Here is a 22406-nt window from a genome sequence, read left to right on the forward strand (position 1 = left end):
CCGCCCCCGGAACCGCCTCCCCGGCCGATGACGCCCCTGACGCTCCCGGCGGCCGCCTCGACGGCGGTCCCGACGAAGACGACGGCGCCTGCGGGGGATGCGGCGAGGGATCGGGCGACGGCTTCGCTCACGGTCCCGGTCACGATCCGGATCACGGCACCGGTCACCGTCCCGGCGTCGACCCGGCCGTCTTCCGCTCCGCCTTCCGCCGCCACGCCGCCGGGGTCGCGGTGATCACCGCCGCCGGCCGGCACGGCCCGGCCGGCTTCACGGCCACCTCGCTCACCTCGGTCGCCGCCGAGCCCCCGCTGCTGTCCTTCGGCATCAGCCTGGGCTCGTCCAGTTGGCCGGCCGTCGCCGAGGCGGAGTTCATCGGCGTCCACATACTCGGCGACCACCAGGAGGAACTGGCCTCGGTCTTCGCCCGGAGCGGCGCCGACCGGTTCGCGCCGCCCACCCGGTGGCGGCACGGGCCGCACGGGGTGCCGCTGCTCGACGGTGTCTCGGCGTGGCTGGTCGGCCGCGTGCTGGAGCGGGTGGCGGCCGGCGACCACCGGATCGTCGTCGCCCACGTTGTCGCCGCCGACCCGCACGGCCCCGGCGGCCCGCTGCTGTACCACCAGGGCGGCTTCCGCCGGCTGCCGCGCTGACGGGCACGAGCGCATGGGCGCGAGCGCCCGGAACCGGGCGTGAACCGGTCGGCGGCGTCAGGCAGGTCACAGTCCACGAGCCTTGCGGATACGGCACGACCTCGGTGTACTGGCGAGTAATATAACGGAAGGGGCAGTTGCCGTGCCCCGGCCGGGAGCCGCGACCGCAGGCGCCTATGCTGCGGTTCAGGGGCGCTTTCCCGGGCCGGCCCCGCGGCGCGCGCCGTACCGGGTCAGGACCGTACCCGTGGCGGCGCCCCCGCGCCGGGCAGCGGCACGCCGGGCGACTGGACGATGACGTGCAGGACGAAGCAGTAGGAGAGCAGGCGTGAGCTTGAGGATCGTAGTGGCTGTGAAGTACGTGCCCGATGCCACGGGTGACCGTCACTTCGCCGAGGACCTGACCACCGACCGCGAGGCGGTGGACGGCCTGCTGTCCGAGCTGGACGAGTACGCGGTCGAGCAGGCGCTGCAGATCGCCGAGGCGGCGGACGACGCCGAGGTGACCGTGGTGACCGTCGGTCCCGAGGACGCCAAGGACGCGCTGCGCAAGGCGCTGTCCATGGGTGCGGACAAGGCCGTGCACGTGGAGGACGAGGCGCTGCACGGCACCGACGTGATCGGCACCTCCCTGGTGCTGGCCAAGGCGATCGAGCACGTGGGCTACGACCTGGTGGTCACCGGTATGGCGTCGACCGACGGGACGATGGGCGTGCTGCCGGCCCTGCTGGCCGAGCGGCTGGGCGTCCCGCAGGTGACGCTGCTGTCCCAGGTCGCGGTCGAGGGCGGCACGGTGACCGGCCGCCGCGACGGGGACGCGGCGAGCGAGCAACTGGAGGCGTCGCTGCCGGCGCTGGTGTCGGTGACCGACCAGTCCGGCGAGGCCCGCTACCCGTCGTTCAAGGGGATCATGGCGGCGAAGAAGAAGCCGGTGGAGTCGCTGGAGCTGTCGGACCTGGGCATCGACGAGGCGGAGGTGGGCCTGGGCGGTTCCTGGAGCGCGGTGGACGGCGCCACGGCGCGGCCGCCGCGCACCGCGGGCACGATCGTGAAGGACGAGGGCGAGGGCGGCAAGCAGCTCGCGGAGTTCCTGGCGAGCCAGAAGTTCATCTGACGCCCGCGGTCCGCCGACCGCCCCACCACTCATCCCCGCAGGAGAGCGATTCCCATGGCTGAAGTCCTTGTCTATGTCGACCACGTGGACGGCGCCGTCCGCAAGCCGACCCTCGAACTGCTGACCCTGGCCCGCCGCCTGGGCGAGCCGGTGGCCGTGCACCTGGGCCCGGGCGCCGAGGAGGCCGCGAAGACGCTGGGTGAGCACGGCGCGACCCGCGTGCTGGCCGCCGACGCCCCGGAGTTCGCCGACTACCTCGTCGTCCCGAAGGTCGACGCGCTGGAAGCCGCGGCCAAGGCCGTGGAGCCGGCCGTCGTGCTCGTGCCCTCCTCGGGCGAGGGCAAGGAGATCGCCGCCCGGCTGGCCCTGCGCCTGGGCTCGGGCATCATCACCGACGCCGTCGACGTCGAGGCCGGTGACGAGGGTCCCGTGGCCACCCAGTCGGTGTTCGCCGCCGCGTTCACCACCAAGTCCCGTGTCACCAAGGGCGTCCCGGTCATCACGGTCAAGCCCAACTCCGCCCCGGTGGAGACCGCCCCCGCGGCCGGCGCGGTCGAGCCGCTCACGGTGGCCTTCTCGGACCTGGCCCGGGGCACCAAGGTGGTCTCGCGCACCCCGCGCGAGTCGACGGGGCGGCCGGAGCTGACCGAGGCCGCGATCGTGGTCTCCGGTGGCCGCGGCGTCAATGGCGCGGAGAACTTCCACGTCATCGAGGAACTGGCCGACTCCCTGGGCGCGGCCGTGGGCGCCTCGCGCGCCGCGGTGGACGCGGGCTGGTACCCGCACGCCAACCAGGTCGGCCAGACCGGCAAGCAGGTCTCGCCGCAGTTGTACATCGCCAACGGCATCTCCGGCGCCATCCAGCACCGGGCCGGCATGCAGACCAGCAAGACCATCGTCGCGGTCAACAAGGACCCCGAGGCCCCGATCTTCGACCTGGTCGACTTCGGCGTGGTCGGCGACCTGTTCCAGGTCGTCCCCCGGCTCACCGAGGAGATCAAGGCCCGCAAGGGCTGAGGGTCCGCCCGGCCGGTGCCCGCCGAGCCCCCGAACGTGCCCGTACGTCCCCGTACGCGCTCGCACGTACGGGGGCTCGGCCGTGCCCGCCGCGAATCCGCGACGGTGATCTGTCGACAAGGCGTCGAAGCGTCATGTCGACGCCGACGGAACGGACCCGCCGCCTTCCACGCCCCGTTGACCCTGGTGGAGGCCGCCGCTAGCGTCGCTTCAACGGTCTGTTGAAGGACGGGAGGGTCCCGCCATGCCGGACGCGACCACGCTGACCGACGCGGTGCGCCGGGAGATCGGCGCCTCGCTCGCCGCCACCGACGCGGAACTGGCCCGCCGCTACCCCGGCGACCCCGGCACCCGCCAGCCCGTGCACACCGTCTACGTCCCCGCCGACGTGTTCACCGAACGGACCGTCCGGGAATGGGGCGAGCGGGCCCTGGCCGCCCTGGACGCCCACGCGCCCGGCCCGAGGGATCTCGCGGCCGTACTCGGTCTGCCCCTCGCCCTGGCCGCCGACGTCCACGACCGGGTACGGGCCAAGCTGCGCCGCGAACCGGTCGAGGACCTGCGGATCGACTTCGAGGACGGCTACGGGCACCGGTCCGACGCGGAGGAGGACGCGGCCGCCGTCGCCGCCGCCCGTACCGTGTCCGCGGCGGTCGCCGCCGGGACCGCCCCGCCGTACGTCGGCATCCGCATGAAGTGCCTGGAGGCGGCGGTGCGCGAGCGCGGCATCCGCACCCTCGACCTGTTCCTGACCGGGCTGCTGGCCGGCGGGGGGCTGCCGGACGGGCTCGTGCTCACGCTGCCCAAGGTCACCTTTCCCGCGCAGGTCGCGGCCATGGCCCGGTTGTGCGGGGAGTTCGAGCGGGCAGCGGGGCTGCCGGACGGGCGGATCGGGTTCGAGATCCAGATCGAGACTCCCCAGGCCGTCCTCGGCCCGGACGGCGCCGCCGGCGTGCCGCGGCTGATCGAGGCCGCCGGGGGCCGCGCCACCGCGCTCCATTACGGCACCTTCGACTACAGCGCGGCCTGCGGCGTCAGCGCGGCCCACCAGTCCCTCGACCACCCCGCCGCCGACCACGCAAAGGCCGTGATGCAGGCCGCGGCGGCGGGCACCGGCGTGCGGCTCAGCGACGGCTCCACCAACGTGCTGCCGGTCGGCACCACCGAGCGCGTCCACTCGGCCTGGCGACTGCACTACGGGCTGGTCCGCCGCTCGCTGGCCCACGCGTACTACCAGGGCTGGGACATGCACCCGGCCCACCTGCCGACCCGCTACGCCGCCGTCTACGCCTTCTACCGCGAGGGATTCCCCGCGTCCGCCGCCCGGTTGACCGCCTATACGGCCAAAGCGGAGGCCGACGTCATGGACGAACCCGCGACGGCCCGCGCCCTGAGCGCCGACCTCCTGCGCGCGCTCGACTGCGGCGCCCTGTCCGCCGAGGAGGTCACCGAGGGCACCGGCCTGTCCCGGGCGGACCTCGACGCGCTGGCGGGCCGCGGAGGGCGCTGATCGAGGGGCTCGTCACTTCGTGCCGATGGCCTTACCGCGGCGGGCGTGGCGGCTCGCGGGCGCAGGGACGGCGGAACGCGCGGGCCGGCAGGGGGCAGGGCGACGGCAAGGGGGGCGGTCGGCGGTCGCGCGGGTGCGCGGGCCGGCCGGTGAGGGAGGGGCGGCAACGGAGCGGTCGGCGATCGGGCGGCGGCAAGGAGGACGGGGGGCGGCGGTCGAGCCGGGGGCGCGGCCCCTGCCCGTCACTCGGCCGGCGGAATCTCGCCGGAGCCGCGCGGGATGAGGCGGACCGGCAGTTCGACCCGGGACGGCTCGGCCGGGGCGAGGCCGTCGAGCCGCCGGAAGAGGAGCTGAGCCGCGCTGCGGCCCATCCCGGGGGCGTCCTGGGCCACGACCGTGACCGCGGGATCGAGCAGATCGGCGAGCTCGAAGTCGTCGAAGCCGACCAGGGCGATCGGGCGCGGCTGCCCGGACAGCACGCGAACGGCGGTGACGGTGACGCGGTTGTTGCCAGCGAACAGCGCGGTGACCGGCTCGGGACCGGTCAGCATCGCGGCGAGCGCGGCCCGTACGCGGTCGGGCGTCGTCGGGCCCATCGCGCACCACTCGGCGCGCACCGGAAGGCCCGCCCCGGCCATGGCCTCGCGGTAGCCGCGCAGCCGCTCGGCCGCGGTGTGGATGCCCGGCAGGTCGCCGATGAATCCGATCCTGCGGTGGCCGTGCGCGACCAGGTGGGCGATGCCCTCGCGTACCCCGCCCGCGTTGTCGGTCAGGACCACGTCGGCCTCCAGACGGCCGGCCGGGCGGTCCACGAAGACGGTCGCGACACCGGCTTCTATCTCCGGGCCGAGGTACAGGTGGTCGTCGCCGGCCGGCACCACCACCAGGCCGTCCACCCGGCGGGCGCAGAAGGCCAGCACCAGTTCCTGCTCGCGGCGCGGGTCCTCCGCGCTGGAACCGGTGAACAGCAGCGCGCCGTGCGCCCGGGCGACGTCCTCGACCGCGCGGCTGAGCGCGGCGTAGAACGGGTCCGCGAGATCCTCCAGGACCAGCCCGACGCTGGAGGTGCGCCGGGTGCGCAGCAGCCGCGCGCTGTCGTTGCGGCGAAAGCCCAGGGCCTCGATCGCCGCCTGGACGCGCGCCGCGGTGTCCGGGGTGACGCCCGGTTCCTCGTTCACCACCCGCGAGACCGTCTTGAGACCGACGCCCGCCCGGGCGGCGACGTCCTTCATGGTGGGGCGGGGCGTACGTCCAGGTGTTTGTGTCACGGTCGTAGTATTCCCTGCGGCCGGAGATGGACAACGTTGTCAGTCAGAGGGGAGACTACCTCCGGTACCGCTCGCGCGGTGCCCCGGCGCGACAACGACGCCGAATCGACGACAGGAGACCTCCGAGCGATGCAGGCCCCACACGGCGCGACCGGTCCACTCGTGGCCGCACTGGACATCGGCGGGACGAAGATCGCCGGGGCGCTCGTCGACACGAAGGGGGCGCTGGTGCGGCGCGCGCTGCGGCCCACGCCTCCGGACGGGGACGCGGAGACCGTGATGGCCGCGGTCGCCGAGGTGATCGCCGAACTGCGGGCGGCCGTGCGGTGGCCCGGCGCGGTCGCGGTCGGCATCGGCAGCGCGGGACCGGTGGACGCCGTGGGCGGTACGGTCAGCCCGGTCAACGTACCCGGCTGGCGCGACTACCCGCTCGTGGCCCGGGTGGCCGAGGCGGTCGGCGGCCTTCCGGTCGTCCTGGCCGGCGACGGGGTGGCCATGACCGCCGCCGAGCACTGGCAGGGCGCGGCCCGCGGCTACGACAACGCGCTGTGCATGGTGGTCTCCACCGGGGTCGGCGGCGGCCTGGTCCTCGGCGGCGCGCTCCTGCCCGGACCCACGGGCAACGCCGGCCACATCGGGCACATCAGTGTCGACTTCGACGGCGACCCCTGCCCCTGCGGCTCGCGCGGCTGCGTCGAACGCATCGCCAGCGGGCCCAACATCGCCCGCCGCGCCCTGGCCGCCGGATGGTGTCCGCCGGCCGGCGCCGCGCCCACGGCGGCGGCCGTGGCCGACTCCGCCCGAGCAGGCGACCCCCTCGCCCTCGCCTCCTTCGACCGCGCCGCCCAGGCGCTCGCGGCGGGCATCGCGGCGACCGCCACTCTCGTCGAGATCGACGTCGCGGTGATCGGCGGCGGGGTCGCCGGCGCGGGTCCCCTGCTGTTCGACCCGCTGCGCGAGCACCTGACCCGGTACGCCACGCTGTCCTTCGCCGCGGGGGTCGAGGTGGTGCCCGCCAAGCTCGGTACGGACGCGGGCCTGGTGGGAGCCGCGGCGGCCGCCGCCGTGGCCCTGCGGCTGGAGGCGTTCACGCCGCTGGGGTAGCGGGAACGCGGGCGGGCGCCGGCCCGGGGCCGGCGCGGCGGCGGCGATTTTTTACGGCGTGCGCGGGTCCGACTTCCCGGTCCACCGCGACGTCCCGCGACACGTGCTTTCCGCGAGGGCTCGCCGCCCTCACCGCGGCGGCGCCGCTGCGCAGGGAAGACGTACCAGCAGGCGCCGCCGCGGGACGACCGCGTCCTCACCGGCGCCGGTCTCGGCCTGCGGCAGCCGCCGCACGGCCTGATGACGTGAGGCTGCCGGCGCCTCGCGGAGGATGAACCGTCGCGCACCTTCCGCCACGCGTCCTGCGGGGCCCGGCCGGACCCGGCGGGCGGCTGTCCGGCGTGCGGGGCGGCGGCGGTCGAACCGTCCGTGGTCGGGACGCTGACGCTACCGGCCCGAGGTGGCGGGCCCCGCCGGGACGATGCGGTCTCGGCCGCGCTCGCCGCCCCGCCGCCTGCCGCTGCCGCCGCGGGCGGGCGGCGGCGCTCCCGTGGACACCGCGTTTGCCGGTGCCGATGATCCGGGCAATTCGTAGGGGTCTACGGAGAAGGGGGCACCGTGATCATCTGGGTGAACGGGCCGTTCGGCGCGGGCAAGAGCCGCGCCGCGCGCGAGATGCTGGACCTGATACCGGAGAGCACCCTGTACGAGCCCGAGCCGCTGAGCCGATGCCTGCGCGAACTGCTGCCCGACAAGCGCCTGCGCGACATCGCGGACTGCCAGGAACTCCCCGTCTGGCGGCGACTGGTGGTGGACACGGCGGCCGCACTGCTCGCCGAGGTGGGCGGGGTGCTGGTGGTGCCCATGTCGCTGCTGCGCCAGGACTACCGGGACGAGATCTTCGGTGGGCTCGCCTCGCGGGGGATCGAGGTCCGGCATGTCCTCCTTGAGCCTGGAGAAACGATCCTGCGGCAGCGTATCGCCGCCCGCCGCGACCATCCGGACGACGCCGAGGCGGACAAGGCCGCCCGCCGCCGGGCCCAGGACCGGATCGCCGACTACACCGCGGCGCTGCCGTGGCTGGTCATGGACGCGCATGTGCTGCGCACCGCCGGGCTGACGCCCAGGCAGACCGCCGTGGCGGTGGCCGAGGCGGTCAGCCGCGGGGCGGGGGCCTGCGGCATCGTCCAGACCCCGGAACCGCGCGCCGAGACGGTGGCGGCCGGGGTCCTGCTGTTCGACGACGACGACCGCGTCCTGCTGGTCGACCCCACCTACAAACCGGGCTGGGAGTTCCCCGGCGGAATCGTGGAGCCCGGAGAGTCCCCCGCCCGCGCCGGGCACCGCGAGGTCGCCGAGGAACTCGGCCTCGAACTCAGCGGCGGCCTGGAACTCCTCGTCGTCGACTGGGAACCGCCGAGACCGCCCGGTCACGGCGGTCTGCGCCTCATCTTCGACGGCGGCCGGGTGACCAGCGCGGACATCAACAGGCTGCTGCTGCCGGACGCCGAACTGCGCGACTGGCGCTTCGTCACCGAGGAGGAGGCCGCGCGCCTGCTGCCTCCGGTGCGTCTGGACCGGCTGCGCTGGGCGCTGCGGGCCCGCGAACAGGGCCGCCCGCTCAACCTGGAAGCCGGCCGGCCGGCGCAGTGACCGCGTCCGGGCCGTCCCCGGCGCGCTCCGGGAGCCGCCCGGTCGCTCGGGGACCCCGGGGCGCCGGGGCCCGGAATCCGCGCCTGCGCGGCGCCGGACACCGGGCCCGCGTCACCGGGCCCGCTCAGACCCCCTGACCCGCCGACTGCGAGACCGCGTAGCGGGTCAGGAACAGCGCCTCCGTCAGCGACATCCGCTCGAACTCCTCCGGCGACAGGCTCTCGTTGACCGCGTGGATCTGCGCCTGCGGCTCGCTCAGCCCGATCAGCAGGATCTCCGCCCGCGGGTAGAGGGTCGCCAGGGTGTTGCACAGCGGGATGGAGCCGCCCTGGCCGGCCACCGCCATCTCCTGCCCGTACGCATCCCGCATCGCCTCCGCCATCGCGCCGTACGCCGGGCTGGCGGTGTCCGCGGCGAACGGCTGCCCGTCGCCCCTCAGCGTCGTCTCCACCCTCGCGCCCCAGGGCGCCGCGGTCCGCAGGTGGTCGCTGAGCGCCTCGGCGGCCGTGAGGGCGTCCACGCCCGGGGGCACCCGCAGGCTCACCAGGGCGCCCGCCGTGGCCTGTACGGAGGGCGTGGCGCCGACGACCGGGGGCGCGTCGATGCCCAGTACGGTGACCGCCGGGCGCGCCCACAACCGGTCGGACACGGTGCCGGTGCCGATGAGGCCCACCGAGTCGAGCACCTTGGCGTCCCGGCGGAAGTCGGCCTCCTCGTAGCCGAGTCCGTCCCACCGGCCGCTCGCGTCGAGGCCATTGACGGTCGTGTCACCCCTCTCGTCGCGCAGCGAGGCGAGGATGTGGATCAGCGCCGCCAGGGCGTCCGGCGCGGCGCCGCCGAACTGGCCGGAGTGGAGGTTGCCCTCCAGCGTGGCCACCCGGACCTCCATCAGCGCCATGCCGCGCAGCGAGGATGTCACCGTGGGCAGCCCGAGCCGGAAATTGCCCGCGTCCCCGATCACGATGGTGTCGGCAGCGAGCAGTTCCGGGTGCTGCTCGGCGTACCGCTCCAGGCCCCCGGTGCCCTGCTCCTCGGAACCCTCGACGATCACCTTGACGTTGAGCGGCACCCCGCCGTGCTCCTTCAGGGCCCGCAGGGCGGTCAGGTGCATCAGCACGCCGCCCTTGCAGTCGGCGCTCCCGCGCCCGTACCACCGGCCGTCCCGCTCGGTCAGCTCGAACGGCGGCGACAGCCAGGCCGACTCGTCCAGCGGCGGCTGCACGTCGTAGTGCGCGTACAGCAGCACTGTCGGCGCGTCCGCGGGGCCCGGCAGGAAGCCGTACACCGACTGGGTGCCGTCGGGCGTGTCCAGCAGGGCCACGTCCTGGAAGCCCTCCGCGGTCAGCGCGTCGGCGATCCACGCCGCCGCCTTCTCCGACTCGCTCCTGGGGAACTGCCGCCAGTCCGCGACCGAGGCGAAGGAGACCAGCTCCGCCAGTTCGGCGCGGGCCCGGGGGATCAGCGAGGCGACGGTCTCGGCAAGCGGGACGGTGGACATGAGGGCTCCTAGCAGGAATCCGGCAGCTGCTTCGGTCGTTGGCGCACCCAACGGCACGCTGCCGATGGTGCCACAGCCCGGCGAGCCTGTCGGGCGCAATAGGATGCGGCTGAACAGCGACGACAGCCGGTCGGGCCGAGCGGGAGCGAAAACAGACGTGAGCGGTGAGCAGGCGGGGCAGGACAGCGGTGCGGGGGACGGCCGGACGGCCCCCGTCTGGGACGTCGTGGTGGTCGGCGCGGGTCCCGCCGGAGCCTCGGCCGCCCACGCGGCGGCCGTGACGGGCCGCCGGGTGCTGCTGCTGGAGAAGGCCGAACTCCCCAGGTACAAGACGTGCGGCGGCGGCATCATCGGCCCCTCCCGGGACTCCCTGCCGCCGGGGTACGAACTCCCGCTGCGGGACCGGGTGCACGCCGTGACCTTCAGCCTCAACGGCCGGCTCACCCGAACCAAGCGGTCCCGGCAGATGCTCTTCGGCCTCATCAACCGGCCGGAGTTCGACGCCGGCCTGGTCGAGGCCGCCCGCGCGGCCGGCGCCGAAGTGCGCACCGGCGCGACCGTCTCCCGGGTGGAGCAGCACGGCCCCGGCGTACCGGACCGCCGCACGGTCGCCGTGATACTGAACGGCGGCGGCGCGGGCGGCAAGCGCGAGGAGGAGGTCGTCTACGCCCGGGCCGTGGTCGGCGCCGACGGCAGCGCCAGCCGGATAGGAGCTCACGTCGGGGTCAAACTCGACCAGGTCGACCTCGGTCTGGAGTCGGAGATCCCGGTACCCGCGGCGGTCGCCGAGGACTGGGCCGGCCGGGTGCACATCGACTGGGGGCCGCTGCCCGGCAGTTACGGCTGGGTCTTTCCCAAGGGCGACTCCCTCACTGTGGGCGTCATCTCCGCCCGCGGCGACGGCGGCGCCACCAAGCGCTACTTGGACGATTTCATCGCCCGCCTGGGCCTGGCCGGCTTCGAGCCCAGCGTCTCCTCCGGCCATCTGACCCGCTGCCGCGCCGATGACTCCCCGCTCTCCCGCGGGCGCGTGCTGGTGTGCGGGGACGCCGCGGGCCTGCTCGAACCGTGGACACGTGAAGGCATCTCCTACGCCCTGCGCTCGGGACGTCTCGCGGGGGAGTGGGCGGTGCGCATCGCCGAGGCCCACGACGCGGTGGACGCCCGTCGGCAGGCACTCAACTACGCCTTCGCCGTCAAGGCCGGGCTCGGTGTCGAGATGGGGGTCGGCCGGCGGATGCTGGCCCTGTTCGAGAAGCGTCCGGGCATCCTGCACGCGGCTCTCACCAGCTTCCCACCGGCCTGGCGCGCCTTCGCGGGCGTCACCCGCGGCAAGCGCTCGCTGGCCGAACTCGTCCGGACCCACCCGCTGGCCCGCCGCGCACTGGAGGCCGCCGACCGGTCGTGAGCCGGCGCGTGGGTGCCCGCGCGTCCGGACCGCGGCCTTTCGGCCCGGGGCGGGAGGCCGGTCCCACCGCCGGTTGCGCGGCGCCGCGCGGTCAGCGGGCCTGGATCCGGAAGACGGGGTGATCGGGCGCTATTTCCCGCAACTGCTCGTCCGTGGAGTCCGGGCCGACGCCGCGGAAGAACACTCCCACCTCGGCCTTCCACCGCTTCAGGTAGGACCGCAGGACAACCGGCTTCTCGTCGTCGGCGACCTCGGTGGCGGCGAACTCCTCGACGTGCTTGCCCAGTATCAGGCGGCCGCCGCCGGCCTCCCGCATGTTGTGCGTCCACTGGACGTGGCCGCGGGGGGCCACCAGGTACCGCTCTCCGTCCAGCGTCAGCACGTTGACCGGCGTCTGCCGCCACTGGCCGCTCTTCCGCCCGCGCACGGCCAGGACTCGGGACCCCCACACGCTCAGGCCGCGGCGGGTGAGCCAGGCCAACAGCCGGTTGAAGACGTTGCGCGTGAACCAGCCGGGCTTCTTGACGTGCAGGACCTGCTCGGACATGACGGCTCCAGTCGATCGGGAGAGCGGTGCTCTCGCTTGAGAACAGCGTGACAGAGCGGCCGCCGAAAAACAAGAGCACCGCTCTCATTCGTGGTCGATGCTCCGGCATGTGGCACACTTGATCGCATGAGTGTCATCCGAGGAGCACGGGAACGCGCCCGCGTGGAAATCACGGCGGCCATAAAGGAAGAAGCCAGACGGCAGGTCGCCGCCGCGGGGCCCACCGGCCTCTCGCTGCGCGCGGTCGCCCGGGAGCTCGGCATGGTCTCCTCCGCCCTCTACCGCTACTTCCCCAGCCGGGACGACCTGCTCACCGCGCTGATCATCGACGCCTACGACGCCATAGGAGCCGCGGCCGAGGCCGCCGCGGAAGCGGTCGGACCGGAAGCCGACCCGCTTGTCCGCTGGATCGCCGTGTGCCGGGCCGCCCGCGACTGGGCGGTGGCCCACCCGCACGAATACGCCCTGATCTACGGCTCGCCGGTGCCCGGCTACTCGGCCCCGCAGGACACCGTCGTGCCCGGCTCCCGGGTGGGTCTCGCCCTGGTCGCCGTGGCCCGTGACGCCCACCGGCGGGGCCTGCTCGGCCCCCCTCCCGGCAGACCGCTCGCCGGTCCCGTCCGGGTGGACGCCGCCCGGCTGGCGGCCGACCTCGCCCCCGAACTGCCCGTGCCCGTCATCGCCGCGCTCGTGGCCGCCTGGGCACAGGTCTTCGGCATCATCAGCTTCGAGGTGTTCGGCCAGTTCAACCAGGTCGTCGAGGCCCGCGCGGAGTTCTTCGACCGGGCCGCCGCCGCTGTGGCCGCACAGACCGGCCTGCGCGTCGCCGGGTTCGACGGGGCGGGCGCTCACCGGCCCGCCGACGAGGACCAGGGCATACCGGCGGACGGTGCGGAGCGTACGGAAGGCGCGGAAGGCAAGGAAGGCGCCGACGACACGGCGAGCGCCGACGACACGGCGAGCGCCGGCGACGCGGCGAGCGCGGGGGCCGGCGTACTCCCCGCGAAGTAGCGGCACGGCCCCCTGCCGACGGACGCCCGGGCCGCCGGCCCCGGTCTAGCGTGGGACGCATGACGTACGAGGAACCGTCTGGGCGGCGCCGCCGCTGGGGTCCAGGCGCGCGCCCCGCCTGGTTCCCCGCCCTGCTGCTGGCGTTCGTCCAGGTGGGCGGCTCCAGCGCGGCCGGGCGGCATCAGACCCAGCGGGTCACGCTCGACGCGCTGGGCTACCTCCTGCTGCTGGCCGGTCCCGCGCTGCTGCTCCTGCGCCGCCGCCGTCCGGTGGCCGTGGCGGCCGCCACGGGCGCGATCACCCTGCTCTACCTCGCCCTCGGATACCCCTGGGGGCCGGTCTTCGCCAGCTTCGTCGTGGCGTTCTTCAGCGCGGTGGCCGCCGGTCACCGCCGGGCCGTACTCATCATCGCCGCCGTGGCCTACGCCGGGCACGCGGTGGTCGGCCAGTGGCTCTACCGCTGGCTGCCGCCCGCTCACGACCACGGTGCCTCCTGGGCCGAGGAGTCGGGCGTCGCGGCCTGGCTGCTCGCCGTTCTCGCCGCGGCGGAGCTGTACCGGCTGCGCCGGGAGCAGATCGCCAGGGAGCGCAGGGAGCGGGAGGAGGCCGAGCGGCGCAGGGTGGACGGCGAGCGGATGCGGATCGCCCGCGAACTGCACGACGTCCTCGCCCACAGCATCTCGGTGATCAACGTGCAGGCCGGCGTGGCCCTCGCGCTCATGGACGAGCGGCCGGAGCAGGCGCGTACCGCGCTGACCACCATCAAGGCGGCGAGCAAGGAGGCGCTGGGGGAGGTCCGCCAGGTGCTCAGCACCCTGCGGGCCCCCGGCGAGGCGCCCCGATCGCCCGCTCCCGGCCTCGACCGGCTGCCCGAACTCGTCGAGCAGGCCACCGCCGCCGGGCTGACCGCCGACGTCGAGGTGCACGGGGACCGGGTCCCGCTGCCCCCGGGGGCCGACCTCGCCGCCTTCCGTATCGTCCAGGAGGCGCTGACCAACATCGTGCGGCACTCCGGCGCCAGGGCGGCCCGGGTCCGGCTGGCCTATCTGCCCGGTCTGCTCGACCTCTCGGTGGACGACGACGGCCCGGCGGTCGACGGCGGCGAGACCGGCGGCGGCAACGGCCTGGTCGGCATGCGCGAGCGGGCCGCCGCGCTCGGCGGCACCGTCGAGACCGGCCCCCGCCCCGACGGCGGCTTCCGCGTACATGCCCGGCTTCCGCTCGCCGCGCCCGATCCCCTGTCCGGCCGGTCCGCGGCCCGGTACCCCGACCGTCCGGCAGCCCCTGCGGCCGGCCGCGCCGACGCGGGCCGCACCGGCGCAGGGAGCACAGGTCCGGACGGCGCCGCCTCCGCCCGTACCGGTCGCCGCCCGGCCGACCGCAGGACCCCCGCCGAGGAGCGCCCATGATCCGCGTACTGCTGGCCGACGACCAAGTGCTGGTCAGGGCGGGCTTCCGAGCCCTGCTGGACGCTCAGGGCGACATCGAGGTGGTGGGGGAGGCGGCGGACGGTGAGCAGGCGCTGCGCCGGATACGCGAACTGACCCCGGACACCGTGCTGATGGACATCCGGATGCCGGCCATGGACGGACTCGCCGCCACACGCAGGATCACCGAGGACCCCGCCCTGGCCGGTGTGAAGGTCGTCATCCTCACGACCTTCGAGCTCGATGAATACGTCTTCGAGGCGATCCGCGCCGGAGCCTCCGGCTTCCTGGTCAAGGACACCGAACCCGAGGAACTGCTGCGGGCCGTGCGCACCGTGGCGGACGGTGACGCCCTGCTGTCGCCCGGCGTCACCCGCCGCCTCATCGCGGAGTTCGCCGCCCGTTCCAAGGCGCCCGCCGCGGCCGCCGCCCTCGACCAGTTGACCGACCGCGAGCGGGAGGTGATGGCACTGGTCGGCATCGGCCTGTCCAACGAGGAGATCGCCCGCCGCCTCGTGGTCAGCCCGCTCACCGCCAAGACGCACGTCAGCCGCGCGATGGTGAAGCTCGGTGCCCGCGACCGCGCCCAGCTGGTCGTCCTCGCCTACGAATCCGGTCTGGTCCGACCGGGCTGGCTCGGCTGACCGGCCGTTCCCGCAAGGCCCGACCCCCGCACCCCGGCAGGGCCCGCACCCCGGCAGGGCCCGCACCCCGGCAGGGCCCGCCCGGGCGATGCCCGCGAGGCCAGGACCCGCAAGGCCGCCGCCCGCCGCCGCCCCCGGCGAACCCCCGTAGCCGCCCCCCGCACGCCGACCGCCCCCGCACGCCGACCGGCCCCGCGCGTTCCCTCCTCGCGCGGGGCCGGTCCGACCGGGGGGCGGGGCCGGCGGGCGGCCCTGCCACCGGAATCAGTCGCGCACCGCGACCTGCTGCGACCGCTCGGCGACCGCGTCGGACGCCTCGACGGGCGGTTTCGCGTCCGAGGAGGAGGCGACCAGCGTGCCGTAGGAGGGACGCCGGGACCGCAGACCGGACAGAGTGAGCAGCAGGCCGACGGCGGCGATCCCGGTGACCGTCCACAGGCCGGGCCGGTAGCTGTCGAGGACGGCCTGCTTGCCGGCCGCGTGCCGGCCGGAACCGGAGGTGACGACCGCTGTCACCACCGCGAGGAAGATGGCACCGCCGACCTGGAAGGAGGTGTTGAGCAGGCCGGAGACCATGCCCTGCTCCTCGTTGCGGACGCCGTTGGTCGCCTGGATGTTCAGCGACGGGAAGCCGGTGGCGAAGGCGGCGCCCAGCAGCAGCATCGACGGCAGGATCACCGCCGGGTAGCTGGGGTGCAGATTGATCCGCAGGAAGAGGACGTAACCCACCACCAGGGCGGCGAAGCCGAAGGCGATCACCCGCAAGGTGCCGAAGCGGTCCACGATCGGGCCCATCCGCGTGGACAGGATCGCCACCAGGGCACCGGCCGGCAGGAAGGCCAGGGCGGTCTGCATCGCGCTGTAGCCGAGCACGTTCTGCAGGTACTGCGTGACGAGGAACTGGAACGCCACGTAGGAGCCGAAGAACGTGGCCGCGCCCAGGTTGGCCCGCACCTGGTTGGAGGTGCGCAGCACGGCGAGCCGGATCAGCGGGTGGGACGAGCGGTTCTCGATGGTGACGAAGGCGGCCAGCAGCGCGGCGACCCCGGCGAAGGAACCGAGCGTCCGGGTGGAGGCCCAGCCGGCCTGGCCCGCGGAGACAACGGTGAACACCAGCAGGAGCATCGCCCCGGTGCCGGTGATGGCGCCCGGCAGGTCGTACCCGCGGCCCTCGCGCTTCTCCCGCGGGGTCCTGGGGATCAGTTTCAGACCGGCGACCAGCGCCACCACGGCGACGGGCGCGGGCAGCAGCATCGTCCAGCGCCAGCCCGCCTCGGTGAGGAAGCCGGAGAGCACCAGGCCCATCGAGAAGCCGGTGGCGCCGCAGCTGGAGTAGATGGTCAGGGCGCGGTTGCGGACGGGCCCCTCGGCGAACGTGGTGGTGATGATGGACAGGCCCGCGGGCGCCGTGAACGCGGCGCTCAGGCCCTTGATGAAGCGGGTGGCGATCAGCAGCGAACCGGAGTCGACGAGTCCGCCCAGCAGGGAGGCCACGGCGAAGACGGCGAGTGCGGTCAGGAAGACCCGGCGCCTTCCGAGCAGGTCGGCCGCCCGGCCGCCGAGCAGCAGCAGACCGCCGTAACCGAGGATGTAACCGCTGACGACCCACTGCAGTGAGGAAGTCGAAAGATGCAGGTCGGCACCGATCGAGGGAAGCGCAACGCCGACCATCGACACGTCGAGGGCGTCGAGGAACAGCGCGCCGCAGAGCACGAAGAGCGTGCCCCACTGGCGGGCACTCCATCGGTCTTCGGTGCGGGGGACGGTAGTTGACGGAGAGGTCATGACGACAGACTTACATGCACGCGCATTCAATGCAAGCGCATTTAATGAACGTGCATTCTCGTCCGTTTTTTGCTACCCTCTGGTCATGACCGGCGATGTGAAGGACCGAGCGCTCATGGCGGAGTGGCGGGAGATCCTCGCCATCCACGCGCGTACGGCCTGTGAGATCGATCGCGAACTGCACCAGTTCGGGCTCGGCGCCAGTGACTTCGAGGTTCTCGACGTGCTCGCCGGTGGCGACCCGCAGGACGGCGGCTGCTCCTTCCGCGTCCAGGAACTCGCCGACCGCGTCCATCTCAGTCAGAGCGCCCTCTCCCGGCTGGTCGCCCGGCTGGAGAAGGAGGGCCTGGTGGACCGCGGCATCTGCGACGAGGACCGGCGCGGGGTGCGCGTCGCCATCACCGCCGCCGGCCGCGAGCGGTACGAACGGGCACGCCCCGGCCATCTGGCCGTACTCGAACGGATGCTGCCCAAGGACGCGAAGGCGCTGACGGAGTCGGAGCTGGGCTGAGCCGGGCGGTCCGGCGCGCCCGCCCGGGCGTTCGACCGCCTCGGCCACCGCGAGCCGCCGGGTAACCCGGCGGCTCGGTACCGGCTACCCGCGGGCCCGTTCGGGCGGCACTGTCGCGGCAGCGCGGCTCATGTGATGGCTCCCGTCCGCTGCCACAGTTCGAGCAGCGACCTGTCGCCCTCGACGGACAGGGTCTCGTACGGGCCGCGGTTCCACAGCGCCAGGTAGAGGTCGCCGGCCTCGCCGCTCACCGTGCAGTCGGCGCCGGCGCCGGCGCCCGCGGGCGAGCGCTCGGTCACGGGCGGCTCCGCGGACAGGCGCACCAACCAGTCGTGGCCGGTGTCGAGGGAGCGTACGAGCATGGTGCGCGGCTGCGCGGTGCGGACCTTGCTGCGGGCTCTGGCGTGGAAACCGGTGAGCAGTTCGTCGACACCGTCGGCCGCGAACGAGGCGTCCACCGCCGAGTGGCCGACGCCGAGCGCCGCCTCGGCGTCGATCCGGTGGACGGTGGTCTCGTGGGCCTGCCGGCGGGCCCAGCCCTCCAGCGGCGAGGGCGCGGGCAGGAAGTACCAGCAGGCGGTGTCGGCGGGGGCGGTGCCGAGCGCGTCGGCGAGCCTGCCGTGCACCTCGCGGTACCAGTCGACCAGTTTCGTGTCCACCGGCGCGGTCTCGTCCCATTCGGTCGGCTCGGTGCCGCAGCCGAGGACGTAGTCCGCCGCCCAGCGGTGCACCGCTCCGGTGTGCACCAGCAAGTCGCGGACCTTCCAGCCGGGACAGGGCGGCACACGGGCGTCCAGACCCGCGCCGTGCGCCGCGTCGGCCAGCAGCGGACCCTCCCGGCGCAGTACCTCGATGAAATCGGTGGTCTCCACAGGAGGATTGTGCAGGAGGACGGTGGCGCTTACACGGACCGGCGCCGTCCGGGCGCTCGGCGCGCCGGTACCCGGCGGCGGCGCACGCGGGCGGCCCAGCCGAGCAGCGTCGCGTTGACCAGGGCCGACACCACCGCCGCCAGCAGCGTCAGCGACCACCCCCACCAGCCGTACGCGGTCGTGTACTTGTCCATCCCACCCAGCGCGGCGAACACCGACCACAGCGGCGGGGTCCAGGGCAGGGTCAGCAGGAGCAGCAGCACCCCGGTCGGCGAGAGCCGGCGCTGCGAGAACAGCGCGGAATCGAGGAGGACCAGCACCAGCGCCGCACCGACGACGCACAGGTACACCCTCGAGACCCGCTCCTTGACCACGGGCCTGGCGGCGGCGGCCGCCCACGCCGGTATACGCATCACTCCTCCTGCGGGTGCCCGGCTCGGTACGGGGCGGCGCCCCGAGTGTACCGACAAGCATGCCGTGCGGGCGGCCGGCCGGCGCCTGTGATGTACGTCAAAGTCGGCCGGGCCCGCGGGGGACGCGACGCGGCCCGGCGCTCTCAGGCGGCGGAGCCCGGCCCCTCGCGCCGTACCGCCCACGCGATCCCCGCCGCGACGGCCGCCAGTGCCGCGACCGTGGTGAGGGCGGTCGGCAGTCCGAAGGAGTCGGCGAGGAAGCCGATCGAGGGCGGCCCGAGGAGCATGCCGCCGTAACCCAGGGTGGAGGCGGCGGCCACCCCGCTGGGGCGGTCAGTTCGCCCGCCAGGGCGATCGCGGTCGGGAAGAGGTTGGCCAGGCCCAGACCGGTCAGCGCGAAGCCCGCCATGACCAGCCACAGCGCCGGGGCCAGCGCGCCCAGGAGCATGCCGGCGCACGCCGTGAGGCCGCCGAGTACGAGCGCGCGGGTTCGGCCGAGCCGGATGATCAGGGTGGTGCCGGACAGCCGGCCCAGCGTCATGGCCATGGCCACGCAGGCGTACCCCGCCGCCGCGATGCCGGGACCGCCGTGCAGGTCCTGCTGGATGTGCAGCGGGCCCCACTCCGCGAGCGCGCCCTCGCCGTACGCCGTGCACGCCGCGATCAGGCCGAAGACGGCGACCAGCAGCGCGCCGCCCTCCCCCCGGCGCCGCCGGGCCCCGTCCTGACGCTCCTCCTCTCCTCGCGCCTCCGCCCGGCGCGCGCCGGCCTCGTGCGCGCGGGCCGGTGGACGACCGATCGGGTGAGCCAGCACGACCCGGCCGGCCGCCGCGACCACGACCAGACCCACCGGAGTGAGCAGCAGCAGATGGGTCGCGGGCGACAAGTGCGGCGCCAGCAGGCCGCCGAGGCCCGCGCCGATCAGGCCGCCGAGGCTGTAGGCGGCGTGGAAGCCGGACATCACCGGGCGGCGCAGGGCCGCCACCAGGTCGACGGCGGCGCTGTTCATGGCCACGTTGAGGCCGCCGTAGGAAGTGCCGAAGCAGAGCAGCACCAGGCCCAGGGCCAGGGCCGAGTGGGTACGCGGCGGCAGGGCGATGCTCAGCGACAGCATCACCCCGGTGACCACCGTGACCCGCTCGCTGCCGAAGGAGCGGCACATCCGGCCGGTGAGCACCATGGTGGCCACCGCGCCTGCGGACACGCCGAGCAGGGCCAGGCCCAGTTGCCCCGCGGAGGCGCCGACCTGTGCCTTGATGGCGGGGATACGGACCACCCAGCCGGCGAACAGGAAGCCGTCGACGGCGAAGAAGGCGGTGAGGGCGATGCGCAGGCGCCGCAGGACCGGGTCGGCGGCGGGGCGGTGGTGCGAGCGGGACAGCGCCGTCCCTATTTTGTTTAGCTTCGGCACAAAGTGAGAATAGAGGGGTGACGCAGATTCGGACAAGGCTTGAGCGGGGCCGGGGGGCTCTCGGCCCCGCGCTTTCGCTCGTGCACACCGGGCGGGCACCGACCCGCGCGCTGCTCACCGCCGGGCTCGGGGTCACCCGGGCGACGGCGGGGGCGGTCGCCGCCGAGCTGGAGGCGCTCGGGCTGATCCGGGTCGACACCCGGCCGTTGGGCCCGTCCGGCGCGCAGGGCCGCCCCTCGCACCGGCTCGACGTGGCCCCGGGCGGCCCCGTGGCCCTCGCCGCGCAGGTGCACGCCGACGGCTTCCGCGCCGCGCTCGTGGGGCTCGGCGGGGAGATCGTGGCCACCGCGCCCGGGAGCATGACTGTGCCGGCCGATCCCGCGCACGTCCTGGGCGCGGTGGTGGAGGCGGGAGCGGAGCTGCTGCGCGAGTCGGGCCGCGTCTGCGTCGGCGCCGGGCTCGCCGTGCCGTCCGCGGTCGCCGAACCCGAGGGCACCGCGCTCAATCCGCTCCACCTGGCCTGGCCCGCGGGCGCGCCGGTGCGCGAGATCTTCGCCGCTCAGCTCGCACGGCTGGGCGTACTCGGGCCGGACGGCGAGCAGGTGCCGTCGTTCGTGGGCAATGACGTCAACGTGGCGGCCCTCGCCGAGCACCGGCACGGCGCCGGCCGTGACGCCCAGCACCTCCTGGTGGTCGCCTCCGGCCACCGAGGGGTCGGCGGGGCGCTCGTGCTCGGGGGACGGCTGCACACCGGCAGCTCCGGCCTCGCCCTTGAGGTGGGGCACCTGACCGTGGTGCCGGACGGCCGGCCCTGCCACTGCGGCAGCCGCGGCTGCCTGGACGTCGAGGCGGACCCGCTCGCCTTCCTGGAGGCGGCGGGACGCGACCCCGGACCCGAGGTGTCGCTCTTCCAGCAGGCGCGCGACCTGCTCCGGGAGGAGTACGCCGACCCGTCGGTGCGGGCCGCCGCCCATGTGCTGATCGACCGGCTGGGGCGGGGGCTGGCCGGACTGGTCAACGTCCTCAACCCCGACCGGATCCTCCTCGGCGGGCTGCATCGGCACCTGCTCGACGCCGACCCGGAAGCCCTGCGTTCCGTGGTCGCCGACCGCAGCTTGTGGGGCCGCAGCGGCAGCGTGCCGCTGCTCGCGTGCGCGCTGGACCACAACAGCCTCGTGGGGGCAGCGGAGCTTGCCTGGCAGCCGGTGCTCGACGATCCGCTTTCGGTCCTCGGGTAGGCGCTGCGAGGGGTCGCGGGGCCGGTCCCTGCCCTCGGCGCGGCGAACGGCCGCCGACGTGGCGGAAGGCGCCCTCCCCAGCGCGGACGCAGGGCGGTAGGCGCAACCGGTGCGGTCGGCACGGGGTGCGGTACGCGGGCGCGAGTCGGCGGATCCGGCCGGGACCGCACGGCCGCCGTCCACGCGCGGTACGCGCGGGCGCGGGTCGGCGCCTTGGCCGCGCGTTGTCAGAACAGCGGCCGGGGCTCCGCCGACGCCGGGCGCACCGGGGCGGCCGGAACCGTGGTCGCCGTGGCGCTCGTAGCTATGAGTGTCAGGCCGGCGGTGAGGCGGGTGTCCACCAGCAGCAGGCCGCGCCCCGCCGTCCGCACGTACAAGTCGTGGCCGGCGACGGCCGTGACGGTGCCGGCGAGGACGCTGCCCGGCGGGAGCGCGGTGACCTCGGCGTCCGGGCCCGCTCCCACTCCGTCGAGCCCGAAGAGGGCGGCGTGGTCGACCGGTGCGAAGGGGCTCGGGCGCAGGGAGTCGGGCAGGCTTCCGCCAAGGCCCGTCACCTCCTCGTACGCCGCCCGGAGTTCGGCGGCGCGCCGCTCAACCGGCGGCAGGCGGAAGCGGGCGTCGCGCTTGGCCTCGCTCGCGACCCGGTCGGGGATGCGCAGAGCGGCGCCCAGGACCGCCTCGGTGCGGCGCGCCGTCATCAGCGGACCCTCACCGAGGAAGGTGAAGCACACCGCGGCCTGCTCCAGCAGGCGGGCGGCACCGCGCACGGTCGCGGTGATCCCGACCTTGCGCAGGCCCGGGCCGAAGTACGCCAGGTAGACGCTGTACGGGCGGGGGTCGTCGGCACGGGTGTCCGCCGCCACGGACGAGGAGCGGTCGAGCGCGGCGCACCGGGCGCACTGGTCGCCGCGCGCGCCCGGAGCCAGCTCGGCCGCGTACGGGCAGGCGGTCCACCTTCCGCCCCTGGCCACCCCGCCGCACAGCCTGAGGCCGTCCGCCGCCACGGCGAACCGCACGGCCCCGCCCACCGCCACCGGGCTCAGCCGTGTCCCGCCGCGCTCGTCGCGCCAGCCCCACGCGGGCCGCCCGTCGCGCCACCGAATCCCCGTACACCGCATGTCCAGGACTCTACGGGCACCCACTGACAATCCGCCCCGGCCGGGCGCTCCCCGCCCCCGGGGACAACCGCGTCCGGCCGCCGTCCGCTTGCCGCCGCCCTGCCGTGCGCCCGCGTGGCCCGCTCCTTCGGGCCCCCGTCCGGAGCAGTCGGGCGACCGCCGTCTACTCCCGCCGTAGCAGCGCCGCCGCCGCTGCCGGGACGACGACGCGGCCCCCGCCGAACGGGAGGCTCGAAGTGTCGGACGAAAGACAGGCGACAAGGAGGT

The 22406-nt window shown here is 74.7% G+C and carries 17 protein-coding genes and 3 pseudogenes; 12 read left to right on the top strand and 8 right to left on the bottom strand.

Annotation, left to right across the window (positions count from 1 at the left end; all coding sequences use genetic code 11):
• Positions 1-182: 182 nt before the first annotated feature.
• The 4 genes and pseudogenes from K7G61_RS11905 to K7G61_RS11920 form a co-directional block, all read left to right on the top strand.
• Positions 183-650: pseudogene (locus K7G61_RS11905) on the top strand (flavin reductase family protein); the annotation flags it as partial.
• Between the two features lie 328 nt (positions 651-978).
• The gene (locus K7G61_RS11910; protein WP_225846718.1) at positions 979-1764 is read left to right on the top strand and encodes an electron transfer flavoprotein subunit beta/FixA family protein; all 786 of its coding nucleotides are present in this window, start codon (positions 979-981) and stop codon (positions 1762-1764) included.
• A 54-nt stretch (positions 1765-1818) separates the two neighbouring features.
• A complete protein-coding gene (locus tag K7G61_RS11915; RefSeq protein ID WP_225846719.1) occupies positions 1819-2781 on the top strand; it encodes an electron transfer flavoprotein subunit alpha/FixB family protein in 963 nt (320 codons plus the stop codon).
• Positions 2782-3025: 244 nt separating this feature from the next.
• Positions 3026-4291, top strand: a complete 1266-nt coding sequence (locus K7G61_RS11920) for an aldolase/citrate lyase family protein (RefSeq protein ID WP_225846720.1) — start codon at positions 3026-3028, stop codon at positions 4289-4291.
• 242 nt (positions 4292-4533) lie between these two features.
• Here K7G61_RS11920 and K7G61_RS11925 read toward each other — a convergent pair whose 3' ends face one another.
• Complete coding sequence (locus tag K7G61_RS11925; protein WP_225846808.1) at positions 4534-5523, bottom strand: LacI family DNA-binding transcriptional regulator; 990 nt, start codon at positions 5521-5523, stop codon at positions 4534-4536.
• A gap of 165 nt (positions 5524-5688) precedes the next feature.
• Here K7G61_RS11925 and K7G61_RS11930 point away from each other — a divergent pair, with 165 nt between their 5' ends.
• On the top strand, positions 5689-6663 hold the full coding sequence (locus K7G61_RS11930) for an ROK family protein (protein ID WP_225846721.1): 975 nt from the start codon (positions 5689-5691) through the stop codon (positions 6661-6663).
• 558 nt (positions 6664-7221) lie between these two features.
• Entirely contained in the window at positions 7222-8256 is a 1035-nt protein-coding gene (locus tag K7G61_RS11935) for an NUDIX hydrolase (RefSeq protein ID WP_225846722.1), read from the top strand.
• Between the two features lie 124 nt (positions 8257-8380).
• Here the strand turns inward: K7G61_RS11935 and K7G61_RS11940 are convergent, their stop codons facing one another.
• Positions 8381-9754 carry a dipeptidase gene (locus tag K7G61_RS11940; RefSeq protein ID WP_225846723.1) on the bottom strand — a complete coding sequence of 458 codons (1374 nt, stop codon included), beginning with the start codon at positions 9752-9754 and terminating at the stop codon, positions 8381-8383.
• A gap of 157 nt (positions 9755-9911) precedes the next feature.
• Between K7G61_RS11940 and K7G61_RS11945 the strand changes: the two genes are divergently transcribed.
• The gene (locus K7G61_RS11945) at positions 9912-11162 is read left to right on the top strand and encodes a geranylgeranyl reductase family protein (RefSeq protein WP_225846724.1); all 1251 of its coding nucleotides are present in this window, start codon (positions 9912-9914) and stop codon (positions 11160-11162) included.
• 91 nt (positions 11163-11253) lie between these two features.
• Here K7G61_RS11945 and K7G61_RS11950 read toward each other — a convergent pair whose 3' ends face one another.
• Positions 11254-11709, bottom strand: coding sequence for a nitroreductase family deazaflavin-dependent oxidoreductase (locus K7G61_RS11950; RefSeq protein WP_225846725.1), 456 nt, complete (start codon positions 11707-11709; stop codon positions 11254-11256).
• Between the two features lie 126 nt (positions 11710-11835).
• Here K7G61_RS11950 and K7G61_RS11955 point away from each other — a divergent pair.
• The 3 genes and pseudogenes from K7G61_RS11955 to K7G61_RS11965 form a co-directional block, all read left to right on the top strand.
• A pseudogene (locus tag K7G61_RS11955) lies at positions 11836-12531 on the top strand (TetR/AcrR family transcriptional regulator); the annotation flags it as partial.
• A gap of 248 nt (positions 12532-12779) precedes the next feature.
• A complete protein-coding gene (locus K7G61_RS11960; RefSeq protein WP_225846726.1) occupies positions 12780-14129 on the top strand; it encodes a sensor histidine kinase in 1350 nt (449 codons plus the stop codon).
• Positions 14126-14791 carry a response regulator transcription factor gene (locus tag K7G61_RS11965; protein ID WP_225846727.1) on the top strand — a complete coding sequence of 222 codons (666 nt, stop codon included), beginning with the start codon at positions 14126-14128 and terminating at the stop codon, positions 14789-14791. Before K7G61_RS11960 ends, K7G61_RS11965 begins: the two co-directional genes overlap by 4 nt.
• A gap of 264 nt (positions 14792-15055) precedes the next feature.
• On the opposite strand, the gene K7G61_RS11970 is transcribed toward K7G61_RS11965, so the two are convergent.
• Positions 15056-16576, bottom strand: coding sequence for an MFS transporter (locus K7G61_RS11970; protein ID WP_225846728.1), 1521 nt, complete (start codon positions 16574-16576; stop codon positions 15056-15058).
• 85 nt (positions 16577-16661) lie between these two features.
• Here K7G61_RS11970 and K7G61_RS11975 point away from each other — a divergent pair, with 85 nt between their 5' ends.
• Complete coding sequence (locus K7G61_RS11975) at positions 16662-17087, top strand: MarR family winged helix-turn-helix transcriptional regulator (RefSeq protein ID WP_225846729.1); 426 nt, start codon at positions 16662-16664, stop codon at positions 17085-17087.
• 128 nt (positions 17088-17215) lie between these two features.
• Here K7G61_RS11975 and K7G61_RS11980 read toward each other — a convergent pair whose 3' ends face one another.
• The 3 genes and pseudogenes from K7G61_RS11980 to K7G61_RS11990 all read right to left on the bottom strand — a co-directional run bounded on the left by K7G61_RS11980 (position 17216) and on the right by K7G61_RS11990 (position 19783).
• Positions 17216-17959 (bottom strand): maleylpyruvate isomerase family mycothiol-dependent enzyme, encoded by a 744-nt coding sequence (locus K7G61_RS11980; protein WP_225846730.1) that lies wholly within the window; start codon positions 17957-17959, stop codon positions 17216-17218.
• A gap of 29 nt (positions 17960-17988) precedes the next feature.
• The gene (locus K7G61_RS11985) at positions 17989-18372 is read right to left on the bottom strand and encodes an SCO4225 family membrane protein (RefSeq protein ID WP_225846731.1); all 384 of its coding nucleotides are present in this window, start codon (positions 18370-18372) and stop codon (positions 17989-17991) included.
• Between the two features lie 143 nt (positions 18373-18515).
• Positions 18516-19783 (bottom strand): annotated as a pseudogene (locus K7G61_RS11990) (MFS transporter).
• Between the two features lie 17 nt (positions 19784-19800).
• On the opposite strand from K7G61_RS11990, the gene K7G61_RS11995 reads away from it, so the two are divergent.
• Positions 19801-21021, top strand: coding sequence for an ROK family protein (locus tag K7G61_RS11995; RefSeq protein ID WP_225846732.1), 1221 nt, complete (start codon positions 19801-19803; stop codon positions 21019-21021).
• A gap of 227 nt (positions 21022-21248) precedes the next feature.
• Here K7G61_RS11995 and K7G61_RS12000 read toward each other — a convergent pair whose 3' ends face one another.
• Positions 21249-22139, bottom strand: a complete 891-nt coding sequence (locus K7G61_RS12000) for a DUF2797 domain-containing protein (protein ID WP_225846733.1) — start codon at positions 22137-22139, stop codon at positions 21249-21251.
• Positions 22140-22406: the final 267 nt, after the last annotated feature.

Source organism: Streptomyces sp. HPF1205 (assembly GCF_020400825.1).
GTDB lineage: Bacteria > Actinomycetota > Actinomycetes > Streptomycetales > Streptomycetaceae > Actinacidiphila.

Bases quoted from the DNA above. Each gene is read 5' to 3' on its own strand.
- K7G61_RS11915 (WP_225846719.1), top strand. From the start codon at position 1,819: ATGGCTGAAGTCCTTGTCTATGTCGACCACGTGGACGGCGCCGTCCGC.
- K7G61_RS11920 (WP_225846720.1), top strand. From the start codon at position 3,026: ATGCCGGACGCGACCACGCTGACCGACGCGGTGCGCCGGGAGATCGGC.
- K7G61_RS11925 (WP_225846808.1), bottom strand. From the start codon at position 5,523: ATGAAGGACGTCGCCGCCCGGGCGGGCGTCGGTCTCAAGACGGTCTCG.
- K7G61_RS11930 (WP_225846721.1), top strand. From the start codon at position 5,689: ATGCAGGCCCCACACGGCGCGACCGGTCCACTCGTGGCCGCACTGGAC.
- K7G61_RS11940 (WP_225846723.1), bottom strand. From the start codon at position 9,754: ATGTCCACCGTCCCGCTTGCCGAGACCGTCGCCTCGCTGATCCCCCGG.
- K7G61_RS11950 (WP_225846725.1), bottom strand. From the start codon at position 11,709: ATGTCCGAGCAGGTCCTGCACGTCAAGAAGCCCGGCTGGTTCACGCGC.
- K7G61_RS11960 (WP_225846726.1), top strand. From the start codon at position 12,780: ATGACGTACGAGGAACCGTCTGGGCGGCGCCGCCGCTGGGGTCCAGGC.
- K7G61_RS11965 (WP_225846727.1), top strand. From the start codon at position 14,126: ATGATCCGCGTACTGCTGGCCGACGACCAAGTGCTGGTCAGGGCGGGC.
- K7G61_RS11970 (WP_225846728.1), bottom strand. From the start codon at position 16,576: ATGACCTCTCCGTCAACTACCGTCCCCCGCACCGAAGACCGATGGAGT.
- K7G61_RS11975 (WP_225846729.1), top strand. From the start codon at position 16,662: ATGACCGGCGATGTGAAGGACCGAGCGCTCATGGCGGAGTGGCGGGAG.
- K7G61_RS11985 (WP_225846731.1), bottom strand. From the start codon at position 18,372: ATGCGTATACCGGCGTGGGCGGCCGCCGCCGCCAGGCCCGTGGTCAAG.
- K7G61_RS12000 (WP_225846733.1), bottom strand. From the start codon at position 22,139: ATGCGGTGTACGGGGATTCGGTGGCGCGACGGGCGGCCCGCGTGGGGC.